Here is a 20,445-nt window from a genome sequence, read left to right as displayed (position 1 = left end):
ATCCTTAGTTCTCGTGCTGAATGGACACCGCGGCAGAGGTTTTAGCCCCTGAGACAGTGACCGGGATGCTGTTTTGCATGCCAGACGAGTTACGAATTTTCGCTACGCTTTGCTATGTTTTAAACCATAGCCTGTCAAATTGACGCGCGTACGCGGGATTGTACCTGACTAACCAGAAGGAGTCAACACAGGATGTGCACCGGGGGTGTTTTATTTAGCCCAAACAAAACTCCCGCTGAGAAGATGCAGGGTGAGAACGGCAATCATGTTTACGATTTTGGCCAAACCCGCGCATGAACAGGAGAGAGAAATTTCACTAACGGGCGATCCCCATTAATGTGTTCACGCACAGATATAGCAAGAAAACGATGCGTCTTACCCCGCAACTTCTAAGCGGGAGCTCTCTTACTTTACCGCAACTCGCCCGCTCGTTCAAGTAGCATTATTCAGTCATCCTGAGGAGCTCTGAGCGACGAAGGATCTGATTGGTTACCATTCAGATCCTTCACTACGTTCAGGATGACTCTATTTTCGAATAATAACGTGCTTAAAATATTGCTCTTGGAAATTCGTCAGTTTTTCAATCTGCTCATCGGACAACTCGATTCCTTCTGGAACAACAATGCATTTATCATCGTCGTCGTTTAAACGATGGATAATAGCGATACAACGACCGAATACTGCTTCTACCGGTTCTGACGCGCCGAGATAATAGGCGTCTAGCTCTTCGCCATCTGGTGATTTGGTGCCGGGAATAAAACCGTAATTGGCTTCATACACAAAGCCATGCTTCGGATGTTTGCTACCGAGCGGTCGATCCATCACCACCTCAACAGTCTTGCCGAGAAATTCCCTTGCGATCGATAAAGACTTTTCGTTTTCTGATTCCATAGAAGAAACAAGACTCGTTAAATCTCATCAACCGCTCCTGCAGCTTCTGCAGCATCAAAGGCGTCCTTCGCGGCTCCGCCCATGACAGTGCCAGCGTCCTTCGCAATGGCGGCATCACGGGTAACGGCGCGCAACTTTTCCATGAGTGCAGGATGGGCTTTCAAGTACGCCTTCGCGGTCTCGCGTCCAACGCCGAGTTTTTCTTCGCCCACGGCGTATGAAGCTCCGCGCTTCTCGACGGTTCCGACTTCGACACCAAGGTCGAGCAAATCGCCGGACAGCGAGATGCCCTCATTATACATAATATCGAACTCGGCCACGCGGAATGGCGGGGCAACCTTGTTCTTCACGATCTTTACCTTTACACGATTACCAATAATTTTATCGCCCTGCTTAATCTGCGCGTTTCTGCGGATTTCGACGCGTACCGAGGCATAAAATTTAAGCGCGTTGCCTCCAGGAGTAGTTTCCGGGTTGCCAAACATGACGCCGATCTTCATGCGGATCTGGTTGATGAAGATAACCACCGTTCCGGACTTTGAAATGGAGCCAGTGAGCTTTCGGAGGGCCTGTGACATGAGTCTGGCCTGCAAACCCATGTGGCTATCGCCCATTTCGCCCTCAATTTCGGCTTTCGGTGTCAGCGCAGCTACGGAGTCGACGACAATCACGTCGATTGCATTAGAACGGACGAGCGTATCGACGATTTCGAGCGCCTGTTCTCCAGTGTCTGGCTGCGAAATATATAATTCGTCGACATTAACTCCAAGTCTGCGAGCGTACTCTGGGTCAAGCGCGTGCTCAGCGTCCACGAAGGCGGCAATACCTCCCTGCTTCTGACACTCAGCCACAATGTGCTGGGCAAGCGTGGTCTTACCAGAAGACTCTGGTCCGTAGATTTCGATAATGCGTCCTCGAGGAACTCCCATCGCCCCAAGTGCTAAGTCAATCGACAAGCATCCCGTAGGGATCGCGTCCACGTTCGTCGGCTTGGACTCGCCAAAGCGCATAATGCTCCCCTCTCCAAATCGTTGTTTAATTTGTGAAATTGCTTCGCCTGCAGCAGCGATGCGTGGATTAACTTTCGCCATAGAAGAAATTATTAGTAACCGAACAAAACTCGAACAGAGTTTACCTCAACTCACTGGCACTCGATAGAAACTTATCCACTTTTACTTCAAAGAAACTGCCGGACTAGTGGTTCCATCAAAAACTACACGTCGATAAATGATGGCGGGATGTGAATAGCGTCGCTTCGCCTCTACAGTAATGACATTCAAACCGCGAACAAGGTCGAGCGTTGTAGAGAATGTATTGTCGTCCTTCACAACCACGTCGTGGCCGTTGATTTTTACCTGCACTTCTTTGTTCTCGACCGTTCCCGAGACAGGCAGAAGTGCAGAGGTCACCGCCGAGTCGTCCGACGGATTCAAGAGCGCAATTTCGGGGGCCGAGAGAAGTCGATTTGCTTGATAACCGAGATAGCCAATAACCGCGAGCGCGCAAACGGCAAGTACCGCACCAGACAACAAATGCGTGGCCACGAAAAAACGATGTTTCTTCACACGCTCCCGCGGCAACCGGTGCGGCGCAAGCAAATCCATGCGTCCGGACTCTTCTTCGTAGAGCTCAAGGAAGTACGTCTCGTCGGCGTTCAGTGCGCGAGCGTAGGAACGAATATAATTCCTCGTATACATGGGATCCGGCAGCAAATCGTACTTACCCCACTCGAGGGCCTCGAGGTAACTCTTTCTCACTCGGGTTAGTGATTCGATCATCTCTAAGCTCACCGCTTGGCTGCGGCGCAGGGTTCTCAACTTTTCGCCCAACAACTTAGGCTGGGTTTCCAGTTTTCGCATCACGAAGACCATATCAAGGCCATTCTACCGGATTACCCAACTTTACAAAACCCCCAGATTCTGTTAATCTCAATAGTTACGAAAACCGATCAAAAGGAGCCACGCATGTTCGTAAAGATTGTCCGCAGAAAAGCGCTGGATGTTCCGCTGAAAATCGTTGCCGGTACCCTCCTGGTCTTCGACCAGTCGACGGGCAACATGAAGATCGTGCTTCCCGACGCGAAAGGTCGCCCGACCATCAACACCATCTTCTTGGACGAGCAGTCCCGTCCAAGTAAGCAAGTAGGTAGATCGGGTGGCAAATTCGAGAGAGGCCAGATTCTCAGGCTTATCTCGACCATCAGCGGACTAGCGGTCCGCAAAATCGGCCCTCCTCGCGCCAATACCGAAACCTGGGAGCTGTACGAAGAAGGCAAATAGAGCCGTAGTGACAAACGCAAAAGGCGACCGGAAGAAATTCCAGGCCGCCTCTTTTTATTTCGTAGATTCTTCTTCGTCTTCCTCCTCATCTTCGTCTCCCTCGATGGCGTCAACGACCACTACGTCCGCGACTTCATCGTCGGATTCCTCGTCTTCGATTTCTTCGTCTTCCTCGTCCTCTTCTTCATCAGCTGCGCGAGGCATTGGTGCGCCCGTCAGGTCGGTGTTCACGCCCACGCCTGCTGGTGGCCATTCGGTGACCAACACGGTACGAGGCTTTGCGCCTTCGCCAGCGGAGACCACACCGATTTCTTCCATGAGATCAACAATTCTCGCGGCGCGGGAGTAGCCAATTTTCATGCGGCGCTGAAGGTATGACGTCGAAACGCGGCCGGCTTCGATAGCGATATTGATCGCGTCCTCGAGCAATTCATCGGCATCATCAGAACCTAGGGATACTCCCCCGGAGTCTCCAGTTCCCTTACCACCTTCCGTAATTTTATAATCGTAATCTGGTTCGCTCTCCTTCTTCAAGAAGTCTACCACGCGGGCAATCTCATCATCAGAAACGTACGCACCCTGCGCACGGCGGGGTTTGCTCAAATCAGGTGTCGAAATCAACATGTCTCCGCGTCCGAGTAGTTTGTCGGCACCAGCAGTGTCGAGGATAGTCTTACTGTCGACCTGTGACGCCACGGCGAAAGCTAAACGGGTTGGGATGTTCGCCTTAATCGTACCAGTAATGACGTCTACGGACGGTCGCTGGGTAGCAAGGACGAGGTGAATGCCGGCTGCACGCGCCATCTGAGCCAAGCGAACAATGACGGCTTCAACATCGCGTTTGTTCTGGATCATCAAATCGGCCAACTCGTCGATAATAATAACGATACGAGGCATTCTTTCGGCCGCCTTTGCGTTGTAGGAATCAATGTCGCGCGCGCCGAACTTCGCCAAGTAGTCGAGACGGCGTTCCATCTCTCGAATAGCCCACTTCAAAGCGTTGACGGCCTCTTCAGCCTTCACGATCGGCGGCACGAGGAGGTGCGGAATACCCGCATACACGCCAAGTTCGACTCTCTTTGGGTCGACCATGATGAACTTCAGATCATCTGGGCCGTTTTGGTACAAAAGCGAAATGATGATGTCATTCAAACAGACAGACTTACCAGAACCAGTCGCACCTGCAACGAGCATGTGCGGAGCTTTGTCGACAGCCAGCATCTGCGTCGCACCCGAAATATCCTTGCCGAGTGGCACGGCGAACGAACTCTTGTGCGTGCGGAACTCCTTACTCTCGAGCAGCTCGCGAAGACCCACGCGCGCAACGGTCTGATTAGGAACTTCAACACCAACAAGCGCCTTTCCTGGAATTGGCGCCTCGATACGAATAGGGTGAGCCGCGAGAGCGAGCGCGAGGTCGTTCTGCAGGGCAACCACGCGAGCGAGTTTCACGCCCTGGGCAGGACGGAACGCATATTGCGTCACAGTTGGACCAACGCGAACGTCGCTCATCTCAACCGGAATACCAAACTGCTCCATGGTTCTTGCAATGATCTCCTGGTTTCTGTCGATATCCCCCGGTTTCGCTTCTGAACGCTTGTTATCAAGCAGATCGAGCGGGATTTCAATCTTTCTGCGAGCAGCGGACGTCATAACCGTCTCTCCAGCGCCTCCCCCGGCTTTGTTTGCCGCAAAATATGCAACGGCTTTTTCATTCACCTCGGGTTCTTCGGATTCGGTGTCATCATCGGCGTCATCATCCGGTGCGGGGTTGATAACCCCGCCTTCGTCATCGACGTCCGGAATACCGTCGCCGACAAATTTCGGCTCATCCTCGCTCTCTTCCTTCTTGAACATCGCCATTAGCGTCTGAATTGGCTTATTCATGATCAGAAGACCTGCAACGACCAAACATGCAAGCGCCACAATAAGCGCCGCGCCAAATCCCATGTATCGGACAAGGATGCTCGAAAAAAGCAGACCGAGCGCTCCCCCGGCATTCTTTAGCACGGCTGGATCGTCGATTCCGGAAGCAAAGAAAAGGTTTACCAACCCGCTAAAGCTAATAATAAAAACGATCAGAGCCAAAAGCACCCGGGGTCGAAGGACGTTTAATCGCTCGGCGACCATGCCGATACCAACGAGAATCAGAAGACCAGGCACAATCACCCGTGCCAGGCCAAGTCCCATCGCCAGAACGTCGTCCACCTTATGACCGACAGCGCCCGCAAGGCCAAAAACAGAAAGCAGCCCCACTGCCCCAATGGCAATCAGGACTACAGCAACAATGCTGCGCCGAACTTCCTCAGATAAACCAAAATCTTCCGGTTCCTGCTTTTTACGCTTCGCCATAACCTCACCATTGTAACAGATATACAAAACCGGCCTATTCAGCCGGCTTGTATTTCCTTTACTTTGATACGCGCTCCACGTAATCCCCCGTATCCGTGTTCACCATCACGTGCTCGCCTTCTTTAACGAAAATTGGTACGCGAATCATTAAACCGTTATCAGTCTTTGCATCCTTGAGCACGTTGCCAGAAGCGGTATCGCCTTTAGTTGCCGGTTCAGTTTCAGCAATTACATATTCAATCTTGAGCGGCAACTCCATGGAAATGGCGGCGTCATTATGCATGATGACTGTCACATCCAGACCTTCCTTCAAGTACTTAGCATCCTCGCCAACCAGATCTCGGCCCATGGTTACCTGCTCAAACGTGTTTCCGTCCATGAAGGTGAGCGTGTCAGCATCGCCAAAGATAAACTGCATCTTCTTGTGACCAACCTCTTCAAAGGTCAATGACTCGGCGCTCTTGAAGTTGTTTTCAACCACCTTGCCAGAAGACAAATACTTGATGCGGGTGCGGACGAAAGAGCTACCCTTACCCGGGGAGACGCGCTGGAAAGAAACAACCACAGCCAAGCCGTTGTCCATCTTAATAACCGTGCCTTTCTTAATGTCGTTTGGTGATGCCATATTAAAACCTCGTGGAAGGAGGGAACAAATGAATAGAATCGATATCTTTCGCACCTGCTTTAAGCATAATCAGTCTATCTATGCCCAAAGCATTGCCGAAGGTCGGCGACGGCACGGAGGATAGCCCGGCGAGCAGTTCCTCGTCAATTGGGAAGACTTCTTTACCCGCCAATCTGCGCTCCTCGGCCTCTAGCTCGAATCTCTTCCGTTGTTCGGTCGAGTCTACCAGCTCCGTGAACCCGTTACAGATCTCCAGCCCATTCACATATCCCTCAAATCGCTGAGCCGAGCGTCCATCCGCATTCTTTTGGGCGAGGGCGGCCTCGGCCACCGGATACTCGGTCAGGAAAAATCGAGGATACTGCGCTTCAAGCTTCGGCATAACCTCAAACTGAAATCGATCAGCCACTTTTGAAGCGTCAAGCGTCTCATCGGCCGGATGTACGCCAAAATACTTTTGATATTCGTCGACGTAACTGATGCGGGGCCACCGCGGGGTTGATAACCCCGCCTTTTCTGAGCCTAAAATCATATCAACCAATTCTTCCGTCTCCTTCATGCACTCGTGATAATCCGCGTTCGTTCGATACCACTCGAGCATCGTAAATTCGACACTCCATCTCTCCCCCATCTTTTCCACGTTACGAAAAACCGGTGTCAGCGTGTAAATCTTATCGAGTCCTGCGCCAAGGAGTTTCTTCATTGAATATTCGGGGCTGGTTATCAATCCTCTTCGATGCTTGGTTCCGTCGATCAGTCGCACGTCGACACCGACAGGATCCAGGTTCGGTTCCATGCCAGGGCATTTCACGAGAACTGGGGTGCGGACTTCCAAATAATTTTTGGATTGGAAAAAGGCGTGAACTTGGGAGATCACGCCATTCCATAATTCCGCACGAAGTTTCAAGTCGTCCTTACCGAGCATGCTTAAGCATTTACGAATGGGAGAAGACCGATGATGCGTGCGCGCTTAATCTCAGTCGCTACTTCGCGCTGGTGCTTGGCACAAACGCCAGAGCGCTTGCGAGGCACGATCTTTCCAAAAGAGGAAACCAGGCGCTTCAACATGTCCGTGTTCTTGTAGTCGATCACGATGTCCTTGTTCACGCAGAAGTTACAGTACCGTTCCGTTGTTTGTTTAGTGTTTGGGGGATTCATATTTAGAATGGAATATCTTCAAGCTTGATTTCGTCGTCGGGTGTTTGCGAGGGCTCAGACGCGGCGATGGGCGTCTCTTCAAAGTTTGGGGAAGCAACGTATTCCGGTGATGGGGTCGACGTTGACGGACCACGCGCACCGGCAGGACCGCCGAGCATGATCATGTTTTCAATCACGATCTCGGTTCGGTACTTCTTTACACCGTCTTGACCTTCCCAATCGCGAGTCTGGATGCGACCGTCAACGTACACTTTCTTGCCTTTGGTGAGGTACTGCGCGCAGATTTCTGCCAGGCGTCCCCAGGCAACCACGTTGTGAAAGTCTGCCTCTTCTTTCTTATTCCCAGCCTTGTCCGTGTAAGAACGGTTCGTAGCCATGGAAAAACTTGTCACAGACTGACCACCGGTAGTCTTCCGCATCTCGGGATCCCGCGTGAGGTTTCCGATGAGCATTGCTTTATTGAGTGAGGAAGCCATAGGTTTTATCCTTTAGACATTCTTCATGATATCCGAATCGAGGATTTGATCCAGCTTGCTTGAAAGTTCTTCCGTGGACATCTTCTTCACCGGAGCTACAGCAGCTTCATGATGCTCACGGGCTGGACGATCTTCACGTTCGCTCGAGCGGCGACCTTCTGTAGTGAGAGGGGCGACGTAAGAAACCAGTTTGTACGCGCCAGTTGGGATACCTTCTGGGCGAGCAATCGTGATGTGGCGGAGCACCTCCTCAGAAAGGCGGAGGTTCATGTCAATCTTCGCCATAGCAGCCTTCTCAGCAACCGTGTAGAAAATGACATACGTACCGTAACGCTCACCTTCAATAGTATAAGCCAGCTTCTGCTTGCCCAAATTCAACACTTTCTCAATCTTTCCCTCCCCCTTCTCAATTTCCTTCTGAATATCACCGGTCACCTTCTCAATCTCCGTATCCGCAAAACGTCCCGGAATAACTGTCATGATCTCGTAGATCATAAGGGTCTTTGGTCGAGTTCTGCTCGACAGGTCCCCGAATGGGAACCTTTGGACAATATTTAGTGGTCGAAGATTAGCCGAAAAGGGGTTGTAAAGTCAAGAAAGAACTGCTAGCATAGCCGAATCTATGCAATCCTTCGCCCTTCTGGGAGCCCATCCCAACATTTCATTGGCAGAAATCCATGCCGCAACTGGTTCTCAGCCGTCCTGGCATGAGGGTGAATTTGGAGTTTTTGACGATGTTCAGTGGGCTTTTGGGGATTTACAGAACCGCCTCGGCGGGGTTCAGAAGCTAGGCAGCATTGTCGGTTCAATCACGAACGTGGACACGAAAGAACTGGCAGCGTTTGTCGGTGCAGACCTCATCGAGCAGTTCCCCGAGGGAAAGGTGCACGTGGGTGTCAGCGTTTACGGCGAAGATGGCCAGAAGCTGGGAGATACCCGTGCAAAGCTGAAGAACTTGGGTTTTGATATTAAGACGTACTTAAAGGACGCTGGTCGCTCTGCGCGTTACGTTATTTCCCGTGAACCAACATTGTCGAGCGTGGTCATCAAGAACAATGACTTGCTCAAAAAGGGCGCGGAGTTTGTTTTCATTGTTCGCAAGAATGACATTTTGATTGGCAAGACTTTGGCTGTTCAGGATGTAGACGTTTGGTCACACCGCGACATGGAACGCCCACGTCGTAATGCTAAGCAAGGCATGCTCCCCCCGAAGCTCGCTCGCATGATGGTAAATTTGGCCGGTTCAAACATGAACGGAAAGACAGTGATGGATCCATTCTGTGGCTCTGGAACTGTGCTCATGGAAGCTGGCTTACTCGGCGCTGAACGGTTAATTGGTGGAGACATCGCCGCGATGGCCGCTGAAGACTCGATTGCTAACTTGAACTGGATTCGTTCAGAGAATCCATCCATGCCAGTGGCCGAAGTGTACGTCTCAAAGGCGTCCGACATCGCGTCGAAGATGGCACCGAATTCTGTAGACGCAATTATTACGGAAACCTACCTCGGTCGCCCGCGCAAGGGAGTTGAATCTGTCGAAGATGTACAGACGACGATTGACTACGTCGAAACCCTCTACCGCGAGAGCTTCTCGATTTTGAAAACAACATTAAAACCTGACGGCATCGTTGTGCTCACCGCTCCGTTCCATGTTGTCGACGACGAGATTCTCGAACTCGACGCCGTACGGATCATGGAAGAACTCGGCTACAAACATGTGCCGACACCCTTTGATCCCCTCATGTACCGCCACCAGAACCAACTGGTCGGCCGGAAGATTTTGATTTTCCGCGCGTAAGCAGGTAAGCTTTTTCTGTCCCCTTTCCGGGAGGCTCCATGGACGCGCCCACGATCCGACAGATCGCTCGCAATCCTACGGCTTTTTTGCGCATGTTCCTTCCCTTGTGCCTGGAACTCCCCCGCATTCGGAGTGGTGACCGATACACCGTCTTTGAAATCCTCACGAACGCCGATGACCTGGTGGCCGTTGATGCATACGACCGGTACGAGATGGACATGATCTTGGGTCAGCTCGAAGAACGAGGCTTTGAACCGTTCACGCCCGGACATGAGATCAAAACCCTCGCCCGCTTCATGCACTGGCGACTGGGCGGGATGGACATATTCTCCCGCGAATACCCCATTCTCGAGCGGCTCGACGCGCTCAAGGAAGCCTGCGAAATCCATCGGTGGCATGGCACAAGCCGCGTGCTCACAGTCGTGAATCAACTTTTCACGCTCTACAGCACTATCCCGGACAGCAATGCCCCCGTCCTCTACGGGTACCCGGGTGATCAATAAATCGTTCCCCCGCCATCGAGCTCAGCTCGACCGGCGGGGTTCTGCTTTTAAATTTAAAAACCGGCACTCCCAGAGGGGAATGCCGGCGAGCTGCGTTTCAGCTCCGATATGTCACTTGGACTGGGCGATACGCGCATCCTCGAACAGGATGGCACGCTCCACAGCTTCCGCCATGTCCCAGGGATCCACCTTGGTTCCGCGCCCGCGCTGCTCGCCCCTACGGGTCTGCCACGCAAGGAGGAATCCGGAAGGGTGGGAGAACCAGTCGTTCTGCCCGTTCCCGATCTTCTCACCGAAGCGTCCAAGCACTTCGCGGATGAACAGGTGGTCCATGCGCGTCTGCTCGGAGTCCTTGCGACGGACCACGATGTTGTCCGTGTCCTCCACGATCACCACGGCACGGATGCCGTAGTTACGGAAGAGGACTTCCTGGACGAACTTGATCGGGTCCAGACACAGGGCCACCGCGCCTCCTTCCTGCATGATGATCTTCTTGCGGTGGATCGCGCGGACCACGTTGGCCTCGGCGTTCATATAGGAGATCTTCTCGCTGATGTACTCGCGCAGGTGGTCACGGGCCCAGCACACGATCTGGTAGTCCGCCCATTCGGGGGACTCGCCCAAGCGCTTCGCCCGTCCACGGATGGCCCTGCTCTCCCTGCGAAAGACCCCGGCGAGGGTGAAGTCCGAGACGTTTTCGGCATCGGCCTCGGTCAAGCTCGGAGCGATCATGCGGATCCCTTCGGACCCGTATGCTTTCTGGTTGTCCAGATACTGCGCGAGAGGCTCGAGCGCGTCCACGACCCGCTTGTCGTTGGCCTGCGGGCCGTAGGTCTTACGGATGAGATCGAACGTCGAGCGCACACGGCCCTCGGAGTCCGGCTCGGCCATGAAGCTCACGCCACCCGCGTCGAGATCGATGGCCACTTCCATGGGACCCATCTGCCAGCTCCAGCCGGCGTCGCGGAAGAAAATCTCCGCGTTCTCAAACTCCGGGACCAAACACCCGACGAGCGCGACCGAAAAGGCCGTATCCATGTTCACACCGCAACGGGTGTTGATGCGGGGCTGGATCGGGCGGGTCTTTGCGCCGGTGTTATTCTGCTGTTCCTGCTGCGACATGAGTCACCTCTCTTGTGATTGGGAAAGAATTCGCTTGTTCTTCGGCCCATTCCTAGGAATATCCCAGAAAAAAACCGAACCAAGGACTATAGCATAAAAACAGCCTTTTGTCCACTAAAATACCTGATAATATAGCTAATATTAGATAAAATCTGTGGTATATCACCACCTAAAACCAGCCTACCCGACAATAGCTGGGTGGCGGGTCTTTTTTATGCTCCGATTCTAAAGTGACAAACGTCTCCATCTTGCATCACGTATTCCTTGCCTTCAACTCTCAACTTTCCCTTGTCTCTCGCCCCAGACTCGCCACCACAATCCACAAAGTCCTGGTAAGAAATTACTTCGGCGCGAATAAAGTTCTTTGTAAAGTCCGTGTGAATCACGCCAGCAGCTTCTGGAGCCTTGGCACCGCGGTGGACTGTCCAGGCACGCGTCTCGACTTCACCGGTTGTGAGGAAAGTAATGAGATCAAGTAACTCGTAACACTTTTTAATTACTTTATCGAGTCCGGATTCAGTCATCCCGAGCGCGTCGAGCATTTCTTTTGCTTCTTCTGGTGGCAGTCCTGCGAGTTCTGCTTCGATCTTTACCGAAATAGGAACCGCGAGTCTATTCGGACCAAGCGGTGACACCCAGTTTGGATCTTTAGCGGACTCTTCGTCAGAATTTACAACGTACAAAATTGGTTTATTCGTTAGCAACTGGATTGTCGAAACCGCTTCCTTTTCCTCATCCGTGAGTTCGACCGACAACGCCATCTGACCCTGACTCAATGCATCGAACCACTTTTGTAGCGCCGAAGCCTGCGGTGCGAGGTCAGTATTCTTTCCGCCCTTCATCTTATTGTTCACGTTGTCGAGGAGTTTCTGGACCGTAGCGTGATCAGCCATGGCCAGTTCGAGCTCGATCACTTCTACATCGCGTGCGGGATCGACGGATCCGTCAACGTGAATGACATCGTTGTTCACGAAAGATCGAACTACATGAACAATCATGTCCACCTCTCGGATATTCGCCAAAAACTTGTTACCAAGTCCTTCCCCCTTGTGCGCTCCCTTTACGAGTCCCGCGATATCGACAAACTCGATCGCTGCTTTAATCTTCTTAGTCGTTTTTGAAATCTCAGCCAGTACATCTACTCTCGTGTCCGGTACTTCAACTACGCCGACATTCGGCTCGATAGTACAGAAAGGAAAATTAGCGCAGTCTACCTGCTTTTTTGTAAGGGCTGTGAAGAGGGTCGACTTTCCCACGTTCGGGAGGCCAACAATACCGACGTTTAGCATAGTGCCAAGATGATAAAGAATTATATGAAAATATACCAATTTCTTGACGCGGACCAATAATTTTGCTAACTATAGCTAGGTTTCAATCAAAATAGGGAGATGGCATGAAAGATGAGGAGCTATCTTTTGATTTCGAACAGAGGGGGTTCGCGCAGTTCAGGCATGAACTAACGGTGAATGTTCCCAAAGACGCTGACTTGAAGAACATGGAGGCAGCCGCTCAGGCCGCGTGCGAGAAGATGGTTCAACACGTCTTTCGCTGCCTGGTGGTCGGGAGGTCCGCCACTGTGTCCGTGATGCTCCGAAAACAACGGACCAACCACCATCCGCCTACCCGGGTAGGACCAGTGGTCTGTGGCGATCCAAAGGGTTCTCTGGAACATGCACTCAAAGTACTGGCCGAGTATCTGAGACGAATTGACCAGCACTATAGAATCGCTAAACAGGTAGGAGCTAGCCCAACAGAACTCTCCAAATTCTTACATGGGAAACGCCCGCTGCCCAAGCATGTGGTCGAAATGCTGCTCGCCATGGTTGAGCAGTCACCAGACGGAGTGAACCCCGAATGGCAAACAGCCTGTTCCATACTCAAGATCACTGACTGGCCAAAGGATGGATTCAAACGGAGAGCAACCACAAAAAAACCGTAATGAGTATGACTCGCAGCGACGCATCGCTGTGGGTCTTTTTTTTCTGCACGTCATTGCCCCTGTTTTCTTGACTATTCGCTGTTTTACTTGAATAATCTACGCGGGAGGAGATTTGAACAACAACCAGGACACCAGCTTCGTTGAACCACTCGTGGCGCTGATTGAAGAGCACCCAGTCAACCGCCATCTGGTCTTTATCCTGCTGGCACAAGGAAGGCCGCCGCCAGAAAAACTGGAGGCCTGGCTCTGCCACGTGGCTCACTTCTGCGCACTCGCGCGTAACGTGTTCTCCATGCCGAGCAACCTCCGCTATCACGAGCTTGATGAAATCGCCCTCGTCATTGAGAAGGTACGGGAGAACGAACGACAACACGGCGCGCTGTACCAGGATATGGCCAAGCGGCTTCTTGGAAAACCCGTCATCTTCCGTGAGACCATAACCCCGGCCATTCAGCAGATGGAAGCCATCTTTGTTAACCGGGACTACGAGGACCACGCGTGCGTCTATAAATCGCTCGGCGCCTACCTGGCGCTCGACGTCATGACTGACCACCACATCATTCCGGGACAAATCAACGCCTTCGTGAAAAGCAAAAAGTACGGGGTGCGTCTATCAGAGTTGGAGTACTTGCGCAAACACTACGCCGAGTACTCTGCCGCGGCGGTCCACGGGCTCAAGCTCCGGAGCGCGCTCATGATCGTTCCGCACAGCGACAATGCTTTCACGCATGTGAAGCAGGGCACCAAAGAGTTCATGGACGCGCTCCAACTCTTCTACGACGAACTGGTCGCCATCATCGTGAAACCGTGAAATCGTGAAACCCCGCCGGCCTAAACCGACGGGGTGTTATTTTTAGGGAAATCAGCAAATTACGGAGTCACTGGGGCTGACGGTGCCGTGCTTTCCGCTGGTGGAAGCGTTGGTTCGATCGGTTCTGGTATCACGGGTTTTGGTGCCGGCTCGTTCTTCTGAAGTTTTTCAAGTCTGGTTTTAACCGTCTCGTTATCCGGGTTAGTCTTTACGAGATCCTGTAAAAGATTAATTGCCTTCTCTTTTTCTCCTTTAGCCTCATAGGCCACCGAGAGATACCACTTTAGGTTATCATTCTTGGGATCAAGATCTAATGCGCGCAATAGTTCTTTCTCGGCTAAATCATTTTTGCCCTGGCGCAAGTACAAAAGCGATAGTTGAATACTAACCCCAACATCCTTCTGGTTAAGAGCGCGGGCTACCTCCATGCTTTGGATAGCGGCAGCCAGGTTGCCCTTTCGCTCCTCAACAAAAGCTGAGTAGTAACGAGCCGACGCGTAATCACCCTTTAACTCGATGGCCTTAGAGAGTGCATCTCCAGCCTTAGTCAATGCCTCGGCCTGCGCGTCTTTAGCTGTCTTGGCAACCTCCTTATCATCGCCGTTAGCCAACGCGTTCAATAAATCTACGCGAACTATGTACGTGCGAGCCACGTCTACTAGATATTTAGGATTGTTAGGAGCTAGAGTGACGGCTTTTTCGCAGGTAGAAATAGCATGATTATTAGCATCTTTCACCACTGACGAAAATTCTCGGTAAACAGTGCAAAGCATCTGGAAGTTAGCTACATCGTTTGGCCCAATATTCGCAGCCATGACGGCAGCATTCACGCTTGAGGCGAGATAACTCTGAATAACTGCTGGATCAGCCTTAGTATCAGCGGCTACTTTGGAAGTTTGAATTAACAGTGCGTTGGACAAATTTCTATAATACCCGTCATTACGGCCATTTAATGTAGCGGCCGTATTGAGCAGCTTTATGATCTCCATGGCCTCACCGCCCTCCCTATCTCTGGCAACTGCTTTAGCAAAAGCTATCTCTGCACCGTAACGGGTAAGTGAAACGAATACCGCGACCAAAATGCCAACACTGCCAAGCAAAACACCAAAACTCGACACCAAGGCCAAGCGAGGCGAATGGGCATGTGAGACGTCTCGGCTCGGCGGCAAAGTTATGGCAGCGATCCAGGCAGCGAAAATCATCAAAATAAATACCGTGGTAACTGTGTAAGCAAATAAGAAGAAAGCGCCGAGTAAAGTGATTCCCCCGACAAGCGGCGGGAGCACCCGATGCCAGTCGGTGCGAGTTGACACGACCGTTCTGAAGGCAAACAAGCCAAGCGCCAAAGGAAAGAGTAACAAAGCAATAAAGCCGAGGACACCGTGTGTTGCGAGTAGAGTAAAGAATTCGCTCATGCCTGAACTAAAACGCGTATCCCAAAATAAACTCGAGTTCAGTTCGGGCGGTGCAAATCGATTAAAATCAATACCAAAGGTTCCAGGACCAGAACCGATAATCGGATGTGCAGCTAGAGTAAGTCTGACAACGGTCAAAGACGAGTTCTGGTTAAGGCTGACCTCAAGTGGGAACTTGCCGTGAAGTGGCGACTGAACAAAGATAAAAACGATGGCCAAAGACAAGAATAGTCCTGGAACCGCTAAAATTGCTGTCTTCTGGAGAAGTTCGGGACGAGCAAAGACAAAGGTGAAGAGCGCCAAGGTTGAAACGATCACCAGAGCCCACAATAATATGGAGTCGAAAGCGATCAAAGTCAAAGCAGTCGCTAAGGCCGTCAAGGCGAAACTAATTTTCATCGCCCATGACTTAGCTTTTGTTTCTTGTCCCATCTCCGTTAGAAATACGCACGTTCCAAACATTGTCATGGTTATCATGTAAACAGCGAAGGCCGTTGGCACGCCGACCGTATTTTGGAACGGCGGAATGGAGATGCCCACAAAAGTCACCAGAGTCAGCGCGCCAGTGATGGCCGATCCAACCAACAACGCAGAAGACAGACTCTTCTGAAATCCTTCATCCTCAAGAAAAATGGCGCCTAAAAGTAATAAAATATAAAGAAAAATACCCATCAACAAACTCGTATGTTCTTGTCCCCCTTCGCCGATAAAACTCGTGGCCTGATCAAGAGAAAAAACGCTCGACAGTGCGGTAACGAGTAAAAAGATTGCGGGCAGAAGTAGAACCGGATGCATCTTCACTCGCAACGACTTAGTCAGCGCCATGCCAAAAAAAGAAGATGCGGCAATGCCGGTGCCCAGGATGACAAGTACGAAGGCTTTGTTAAAATCAAAATGATCAGTCGTCCACGGGAACATGACAAGAGGCACCAAAATGGCTGCAGAGCACCAGAGAATGCGAGAAAGTTTCAGTAAAAAGACGCCTATTTTGTGAGACATATGTATTTCTATGGTGTCAGAAGAGGATCAGTCGGCAAGGTTGGCTCAGGCACAGGCACTGGATCAATAAGCGTTTCAACAGGCGCGACCTCTATGACCGCCTGGATTGGTACCGGGTCGACAACGGGAATCGGTTCAGTTGGCACTGTATCTACAACTACGACAGGATCAGCCGGCACAGGATCAACTATGCCAGCCACGATTGGCTCCGGAATGGGTTCAGGTACAACAACGGGAGTCACCACTTGAGGTTCATGATCTTTTTCGTAGGCAATCACGAGCCAGTCAACCATCACTCCGGTAGATGAGCCGGTATCGTGAATGATAAATCCTCCATTTGAACGATCTGTTACAAAAACCTGTCCGGTGGCGCCCGCCGGAGTAACTAGTACACGATAAGCCGCAGTGTTAGAAATGATCTGATTAAAATGCGGATCCTCCTCTGAGAAGGTAACTGTAGCTAAGCCGTTCTGCAATGTACTTGTCCCCGACAGCTCAACCGTTCGCTCCGTTGCGGTAGAAGGATAAGTGTCTACTAGATCACCCATAAATGAACGAACCTGCTTAACCAATGCCCCTCCGGTTGTAAAATCTCCATTATCAGCGATCTTCCAAACTCCGCCGATACCCCCTATAGAACCGACTGACAGAATATTGCCGCCGTTCATATTCAAAGAGCCTGAGAGATCAAGGCTACCGGCCGTTGACAAGCCGGTAACCGTGTTACTGACATCCGGTGCTGAGTTAGTTCCGTTTCCTGAGTAATAAGAAGCTCGAATAAAGGCGACTACCTTACCGGTTCCACCAGGCAGCGGCTCCATGGCATAGCCAAGAATCGGACCAGCTTTCGTGGCCTTCATCGCTACGCCAGGCGTCGAGGAGGTAGTCAGCGGGTCGCCGATAGCCACAGCGCCGTTCTCGTCCGACACATTCGTTGGCACTCGACCTGAAAGGGCGATCGGGTATGAACCAGCTTTGTATTCACCGGCCAAGAAACCTGGACGTGTTGAAACAACACCGACGAGCTTATCATCATAAGTCGTCGAACCTGACTTCTTCACCGCCTGTGAACGGTCGGCGAAAACAACAACCTCGCCAGCGGTCAGTTCGTCGTCAGATGGGAACATTTCAGCAAAGTCGTACGAACCCACGTTCCAACCGGCAGCATTCGTCTTCATGTATCCCCCGCCAGCCGATGAATCATAGAAAATGTACGCGTTGGTTTGAGTCAAACCCCTGTCAGAGGGATACAACTTGCCGGACACCAGCACATCACCGGAGTTGGTAATCGACGCGATCTCGCCGCCAAGGTTATTTTCAAAAGCGAGGCGATAATTACTGAGCGAATTTACTTTAGTTCGCAAACCCATCGTTACGTCTAGAGCACTTGAGCCATCCCAACCGCTACCCGTGAGTAAAAGCGCATGCGAGTTTATAGCCTGGCTCGATGGCGTTGCCTGAGCAAGCGACGAAAGCTTAAGGTCCCCGGTCAGTGCCAAGGCCGAGCCATCGGCTGCGAGCATTTCGCCGCCGTACCAAGAATTGTCAATAAACGCGGTAATAGTAGTCACGCCGACGCCGTTAAAGTTTGTCAGTGCGCGAGCGATCACTCGACCAGGAGCAGTGGCCTTCATAGCGTAACCGGGAGTCGATGACACAGTTAGATAATCACCCGCAGCAATCGGGCCGTTCTCGCTAGTCACATGAAGCGGAACACGGCCAACTAGACCAATCGGCTGAGGATGCGCGCCCTGATTCTTCACATCGCTACCAATCACCTGGTTTGGCGAAGTAGAGATGATGCCGAATACGTCGACCGAACTCGATGTCGCCTTCGTGAGTACCGGCAAGGTTTTACTAATCGTGCCAGGCAAAATCTCACCGGTAAACGGGTTGCTCTGCTTGGCATTGTACGTAAAAGTAGTTGACGTCGTCGCTACAAGATCACCGGCAACCGCAGAACCGTCTGTTTCATACCACTCGGCGTAGTCGTCTGGAGCTGCAGAACAAACAACCATCTCCCGAACTGTCGCTGTGGTATCTGAATCTACACCAGAGTGACAGACACCGTTCGTGGTAGCGGTATTCGTCATGTCAATCAAAACATTTTCAAATTGCGCATCGCCCGTAGCGTTAATAGCCCAGTCATCACCACCATCAAGATAGAATACAGTGGAGGCGTTAGCATTTCCAAAACTAAGCGTATCCGCGGTAGTTGAGTTTATCGCAATATAAATGGTATTTCCGATATCAGTAGTGACCCCTCCAATATCTATGGCGGCCGAGTTTGCGGCAGCATCTAAGAAGTTAAAGGTTCCAGCGGTGGAGGTTAAGTCTCCGCCGCCAATCGCCACATCATCAGATGTAGTTATCAAACCCGGACCGGTGATACTCCAGGCTTGAGACGTCAGCACCAAAGAAGTAGCGGCTCCATTGTTACCAATGTTAATGGTATCGGAACCGGTGGCATTAGTGGCGATATTGATCGTATTACTAAGCGAAGTGGTCACGCCGCCAATATCAATCGTTGTGGAACTACTGGCCGCATCAAGAAAATTAAAGGTAGCCGAAGTAGAGGTCAAGTCACCACCATTAACAGCTAGATCGTCCCCCGTAGTTATCAGACCAGGGCCAGTGATGCTCCAGGCCTGAGACGTAAGAACCAGTGAAGTAGCCGCTCCATTATTACCAATGTTAATGGTATCGGAACCTGTGGCATTAGTAGCGATGTTAATGGTATTGCTGAGAGCAGTAGTTACGCCTCCAATATCAATCGTTGTCGCGTCGCCAGTGTTATCCAAAAAGTTAAAAGTGGCGGAAGTTGATTGCAAATCGCCTCCATTAATAAACACGTCATTAGCCGTAGTAATCAGTCCCGCGGTCGTGACACTCCAATCATCGCCACCGGTGAGTCCTAATGTGGTCAAAGCATTGCTATTACCAATGGTAATAACATCAGCCGACGTACCTTCAGTTGCGATGCGGACCGTATCTCCGCCGTCATTGTCAACACCGCCGACGTCCGTGATCTTAGCGCCCGTAGCGTCATTCAGATTAATGGCCGAGGTGCCGTTCAGAGTAGTAATGGCACCACGTAATTGAGCGGTACTGGCAGCGTTTATGCTGCCAATAACTATGAAATCGGCACTCGTAGAATCCGTAGCAATGTTCACGGTATTTAGAAGGTCAGTACTGACACCACCAATTTGAATAGTGGCCGAGTTTCCGACAGCGTCAGCCAGCTTAAAGACAGCAGAGGTAGAAGTAAGATCGCCGCCGTTTAGAGCCAGGTCTGCGCTACTCGTGATGTTACTCGCAACAGAAATGATTCCAGGAGTCGTCAAAACTAAATCACCTGACACGTTCGTACCAATTGTCGCATCAACAACAGCACCAGAACTATAAAGCCGTACGAGTCCGTTCAGGGCGCCCTCCGTTCCAAGATTAAGTTCCGCGACTGATGCATCAAAGAAGAGCGAGGCCGCCGGCACCGTAACCCCGCCAATAACAAGGTCGTCTGTGGCTGAAGTTAGGTATGTAAAAGTGCCGCCGTCAGTAAAGAGAGATGTAAAGGCAGACGAGTCCAAGCCATCAAGCGTGTCAGCATTAAGTGCATACGGAGCAGCCACAATCTGTTTGCGGGGAGTGAGCGTCTCGCCGTTCACCGTGACTTGCAGGTAGGTACCAGCATTACTGCCAAAAACTGTGTCAGCAATAGCCGCGTATGGAACTCCAACGGTCGTGTCGCCGAGTGGCTCGGAGAACAAGCCGTCGGTTAGTGTAACGGTTCGCGAGGTTGCACTTGCACAGGTAGCGGACGAGTTAGACCAGAGACACGTGCCGGCTGCGAGCGAGTCATAAATTTCAAAGACCATGGTAGCGGAGGCGGAGGCAACAGGAACGCCGTTCGTATTCAGTACTCTTCCTTGATAACTAATGATGTTTGGAGCACTTGCGGCCTGGACAGACACGCCGAAAAGCGCGGAGAGCGCCGCGCTGCCGAACAAAACGGACACGAGGAGAAACCTCGCAATCACTTGCGGGAATCCATGGTGTGCACGTTGGTTCATGTACCTC

The 20,445-nt window shown here is 51.5% G+C and carries 18 protein-coding genes; 5 read left to right on the top strand and 13 right to left on the bottom strand.

Features of this window, described 5'->3' with window-relative positions; translation table 11 throughout:
* Window positions 1-525 precede the first annotated feature (525 nt).
* From WC813_04855 to WC813_04845, 3 genes are all read right to left on the bottom strand, one after another.
* Window positions 526-891, bottom strand: a complete 366-nt coding sequence (locus tag WC813_04855; GenBank protein MFA5947315.1) for an inorganic diphosphatase — start codon at window positions 889-891, stop codon at window positions 526-528.
* 17 nt (window positions 892-908) lie between these two features.
* Window positions 909-1,982 (bottom strand): recombinase RecA, encoded by a 1,074-nt coding sequence (gene recA, locus WC813_04850; protein ID MFA5947314.1) that lies wholly within the window; start codon window positions 1,980-1,982, stop codon window positions 909-911.
* Between the two features lie 81 nt (window positions 1,983-2,063).
* Window positions 2,064-2,762, bottom strand: a complete 699-nt coding sequence (locus WC813_04845) for a helix-turn-helix domain-containing protein (GenBank protein ID MFA5947313.1) — start codon at window positions 2,760-2,762, stop codon at window positions 2,064-2,066.
* 93 nt (window positions 2,763-2,855) lie between these two features.
* On the opposite strand from WC813_04845, the gene WC813_04840 reads away from it, so the two are divergent.
* On the top strand, window positions 2,856-3,170 hold the full coding sequence (locus WC813_04840; GenBank protein MFA5947312.1) for a hypothetical protein: 315 nt from the start codon (window positions 2,856-2,858) through the stop codon (window positions 3,168-3,170).
* 54 nt (window positions 3,171-3,224) lie between these two features.
* Here the strand turns inward: WC813_04840 and WC813_04835 are convergent, their stop codons facing one another.
* The 6 genes from WC813_04835 to rpsF are packed head-to-tail and all read right to left on the bottom strand — an operon-like array spanning window position 3,225 to window position 8,276.
* Window positions 3,225-5,522, bottom strand: coding sequence for a DNA translocase FtsK 4TM domain-containing protein (locus WC813_04835; GenBank protein MFA5947311.1), 2,298 nt, complete (start codon window positions 5,520-5,522; stop codon window positions 3,225-3,227).
* A 58-nt stretch (window positions 5,523-5,580) separates the two neighbouring features.
* Window positions 5,581-6,147: an elongation factor P gene (gene efp / locus WC813_04830; GenBank protein ID MFA5947310.1), complete on the bottom strand. Its 567-nt coding sequence runs from the start codon at window positions 6,145-6,147 to the stop codon at window positions 5,581-5,583.
* Window position 6,148: 1 nt separating this feature from the next.
* Window positions 6,149-7,072, bottom strand: coding sequence for an amino acid--tRNA ligase-related protein (locus WC813_04825; GenBank protein ID MFA5947309.1), 924 nt, complete (start codon window positions 7,070-7,072; stop codon window positions 6,149-6,151).
* 2 nt (window positions 7,073-7,074) lie between these two features.
* On the bottom strand, window positions 7,075-7,305 hold the full coding sequence (rpsR, locus tag WC813_04820) for a 30S ribosomal protein S18 (GenBank protein MFA5947308.1): 231 nt from the start codon (window positions 7,303-7,305) through the stop codon (window positions 7,075-7,077).
* A gap of 2 nt (window positions 7,306-7,307) precedes the next feature.
* On the bottom strand, window positions 7,308-7,781 hold the full coding sequence (locus WC813_04815; GenBank protein MFA5947307.1) for a single-stranded DNA-binding protein: 474 nt from the start codon (window positions 7,779-7,781) through the stop codon (window positions 7,308-7,310).
* A 12-nt stretch (window positions 7,782-7,793) separates the two neighbouring features.
* Window positions 7,794-8,276 carry a 30S ribosomal protein S6 gene (gene rpsF, locus WC813_04810; protein MFA5947306.1) on the bottom strand — a complete coding sequence of 161 codons (483 nt, stop codon included), beginning with the start codon at window positions 8,274-8,276 and terminating at the stop codon, window positions 7,794-7,796.
* Between the two features lie 127 nt (window positions 8,277-8,403).
* Between rpsF and WC813_04805 the strand changes: the two genes are divergently transcribed.
* Window positions 8,404-9,579 (top strand): DNA methyltransferase, encoded by a 1,176-nt coding sequence (locus WC813_04805; GenBank protein MFA5947305.1) that lies wholly within the window; start codon window positions 8,404-8,406, stop codon window positions 9,577-9,579.
* Between the two features lie 38 nt (window positions 9,580-9,617).
* Window positions 9,618-10,082, top strand: coding sequence for a hypothetical protein (locus WC813_04800; protein ID MFA5947304.1), 465 nt, complete (start codon window positions 9,618-9,620; stop codon window positions 10,080-10,082).
* Between the two features lie 111 nt (window positions 10,083-10,193).
* Here the strand turns inward: WC813_04800 and WC813_04795 are convergent, their stop codons facing one another.
* Together WC813_04795 and ychF are read right to left on the bottom strand one after the other, a co-directional pair.
* Window positions 10,194-11,204, bottom strand: a complete 1,011-nt coding sequence (locus WC813_04795) for a hypothetical protein (protein MFA5947303.1) — start codon at window positions 11,202-11,204, stop codon at window positions 10,194-10,196.
* A 212-nt stretch (window positions 11,205-11,416) separates the two neighbouring features.
* Window positions 11,417-12,493, bottom strand: a complete 1,077-nt coding sequence (ychF, locus tag WC813_04790; GenBank protein ID MFA5947302.1) for a redox-regulated ATPase YchF — start codon at window positions 12,491-12,493, stop codon at window positions 11,417-11,419.
* 104 nt (window positions 12,494-12,597) lie between these two features.
* Between ychF and WC813_04785 the strand changes: the two genes are divergently transcribed.
* On the top strand, window positions 12,598-13,143 hold the full coding sequence (locus tag WC813_04785) for a hypothetical protein (GenBank protein ID MFA5947301.1): 546 nt from the start codon (window positions 12,598-12,600) through the stop codon (window positions 13,141-13,143).
* A gap of 112 nt (window positions 13,144-13,255) precedes the next feature.
* Complete coding sequence (locus WC813_04780) at window positions 13,256-13,954, top strand: hypothetical protein (GenBank protein MFA5947300.1); 699 nt, start codon at window positions 13,256-13,258, stop codon at window positions 13,952-13,954.
* A 59-nt stretch (window positions 13,955-14,013) separates the two neighbouring features.
* Here the strand turns inward: WC813_04780 and WC813_04775 are convergent, their stop codons facing one another.
* On the bottom strand, window positions 14,014-16,368 hold the full coding sequence (locus WC813_04775; GenBank protein MFA5947299.1) for a tetratricopeptide repeat protein: 2,355 nt from the start codon (window positions 16,366-16,368) through the stop codon (window positions 14,014-14,016).
* Window positions 16,369-16,376: 8 nt separating this feature from the next.
* Entirely contained in the window at window positions 16,377-20,438 is a 4,062-nt protein-coding gene (locus WC813_04770) for a hypothetical protein (GenBank protein ID MFA5947298.1), read from the bottom strand.
* Between the last annotated feature and the right edge of the window lie 7 nt (window positions 20,439-20,445).

The sequence above is a fragment of the Patescibacteria group bacterium genome (genome assembly GCA_041659765.1).
GTDB lineage: Bacteria > Patescibacteriota > Patescibacteriia > UBA9934 > UBA9934 > JAGORL01.
This window is presented reverse-complemented; position numbering and strand designations above follow the sequence as displayed.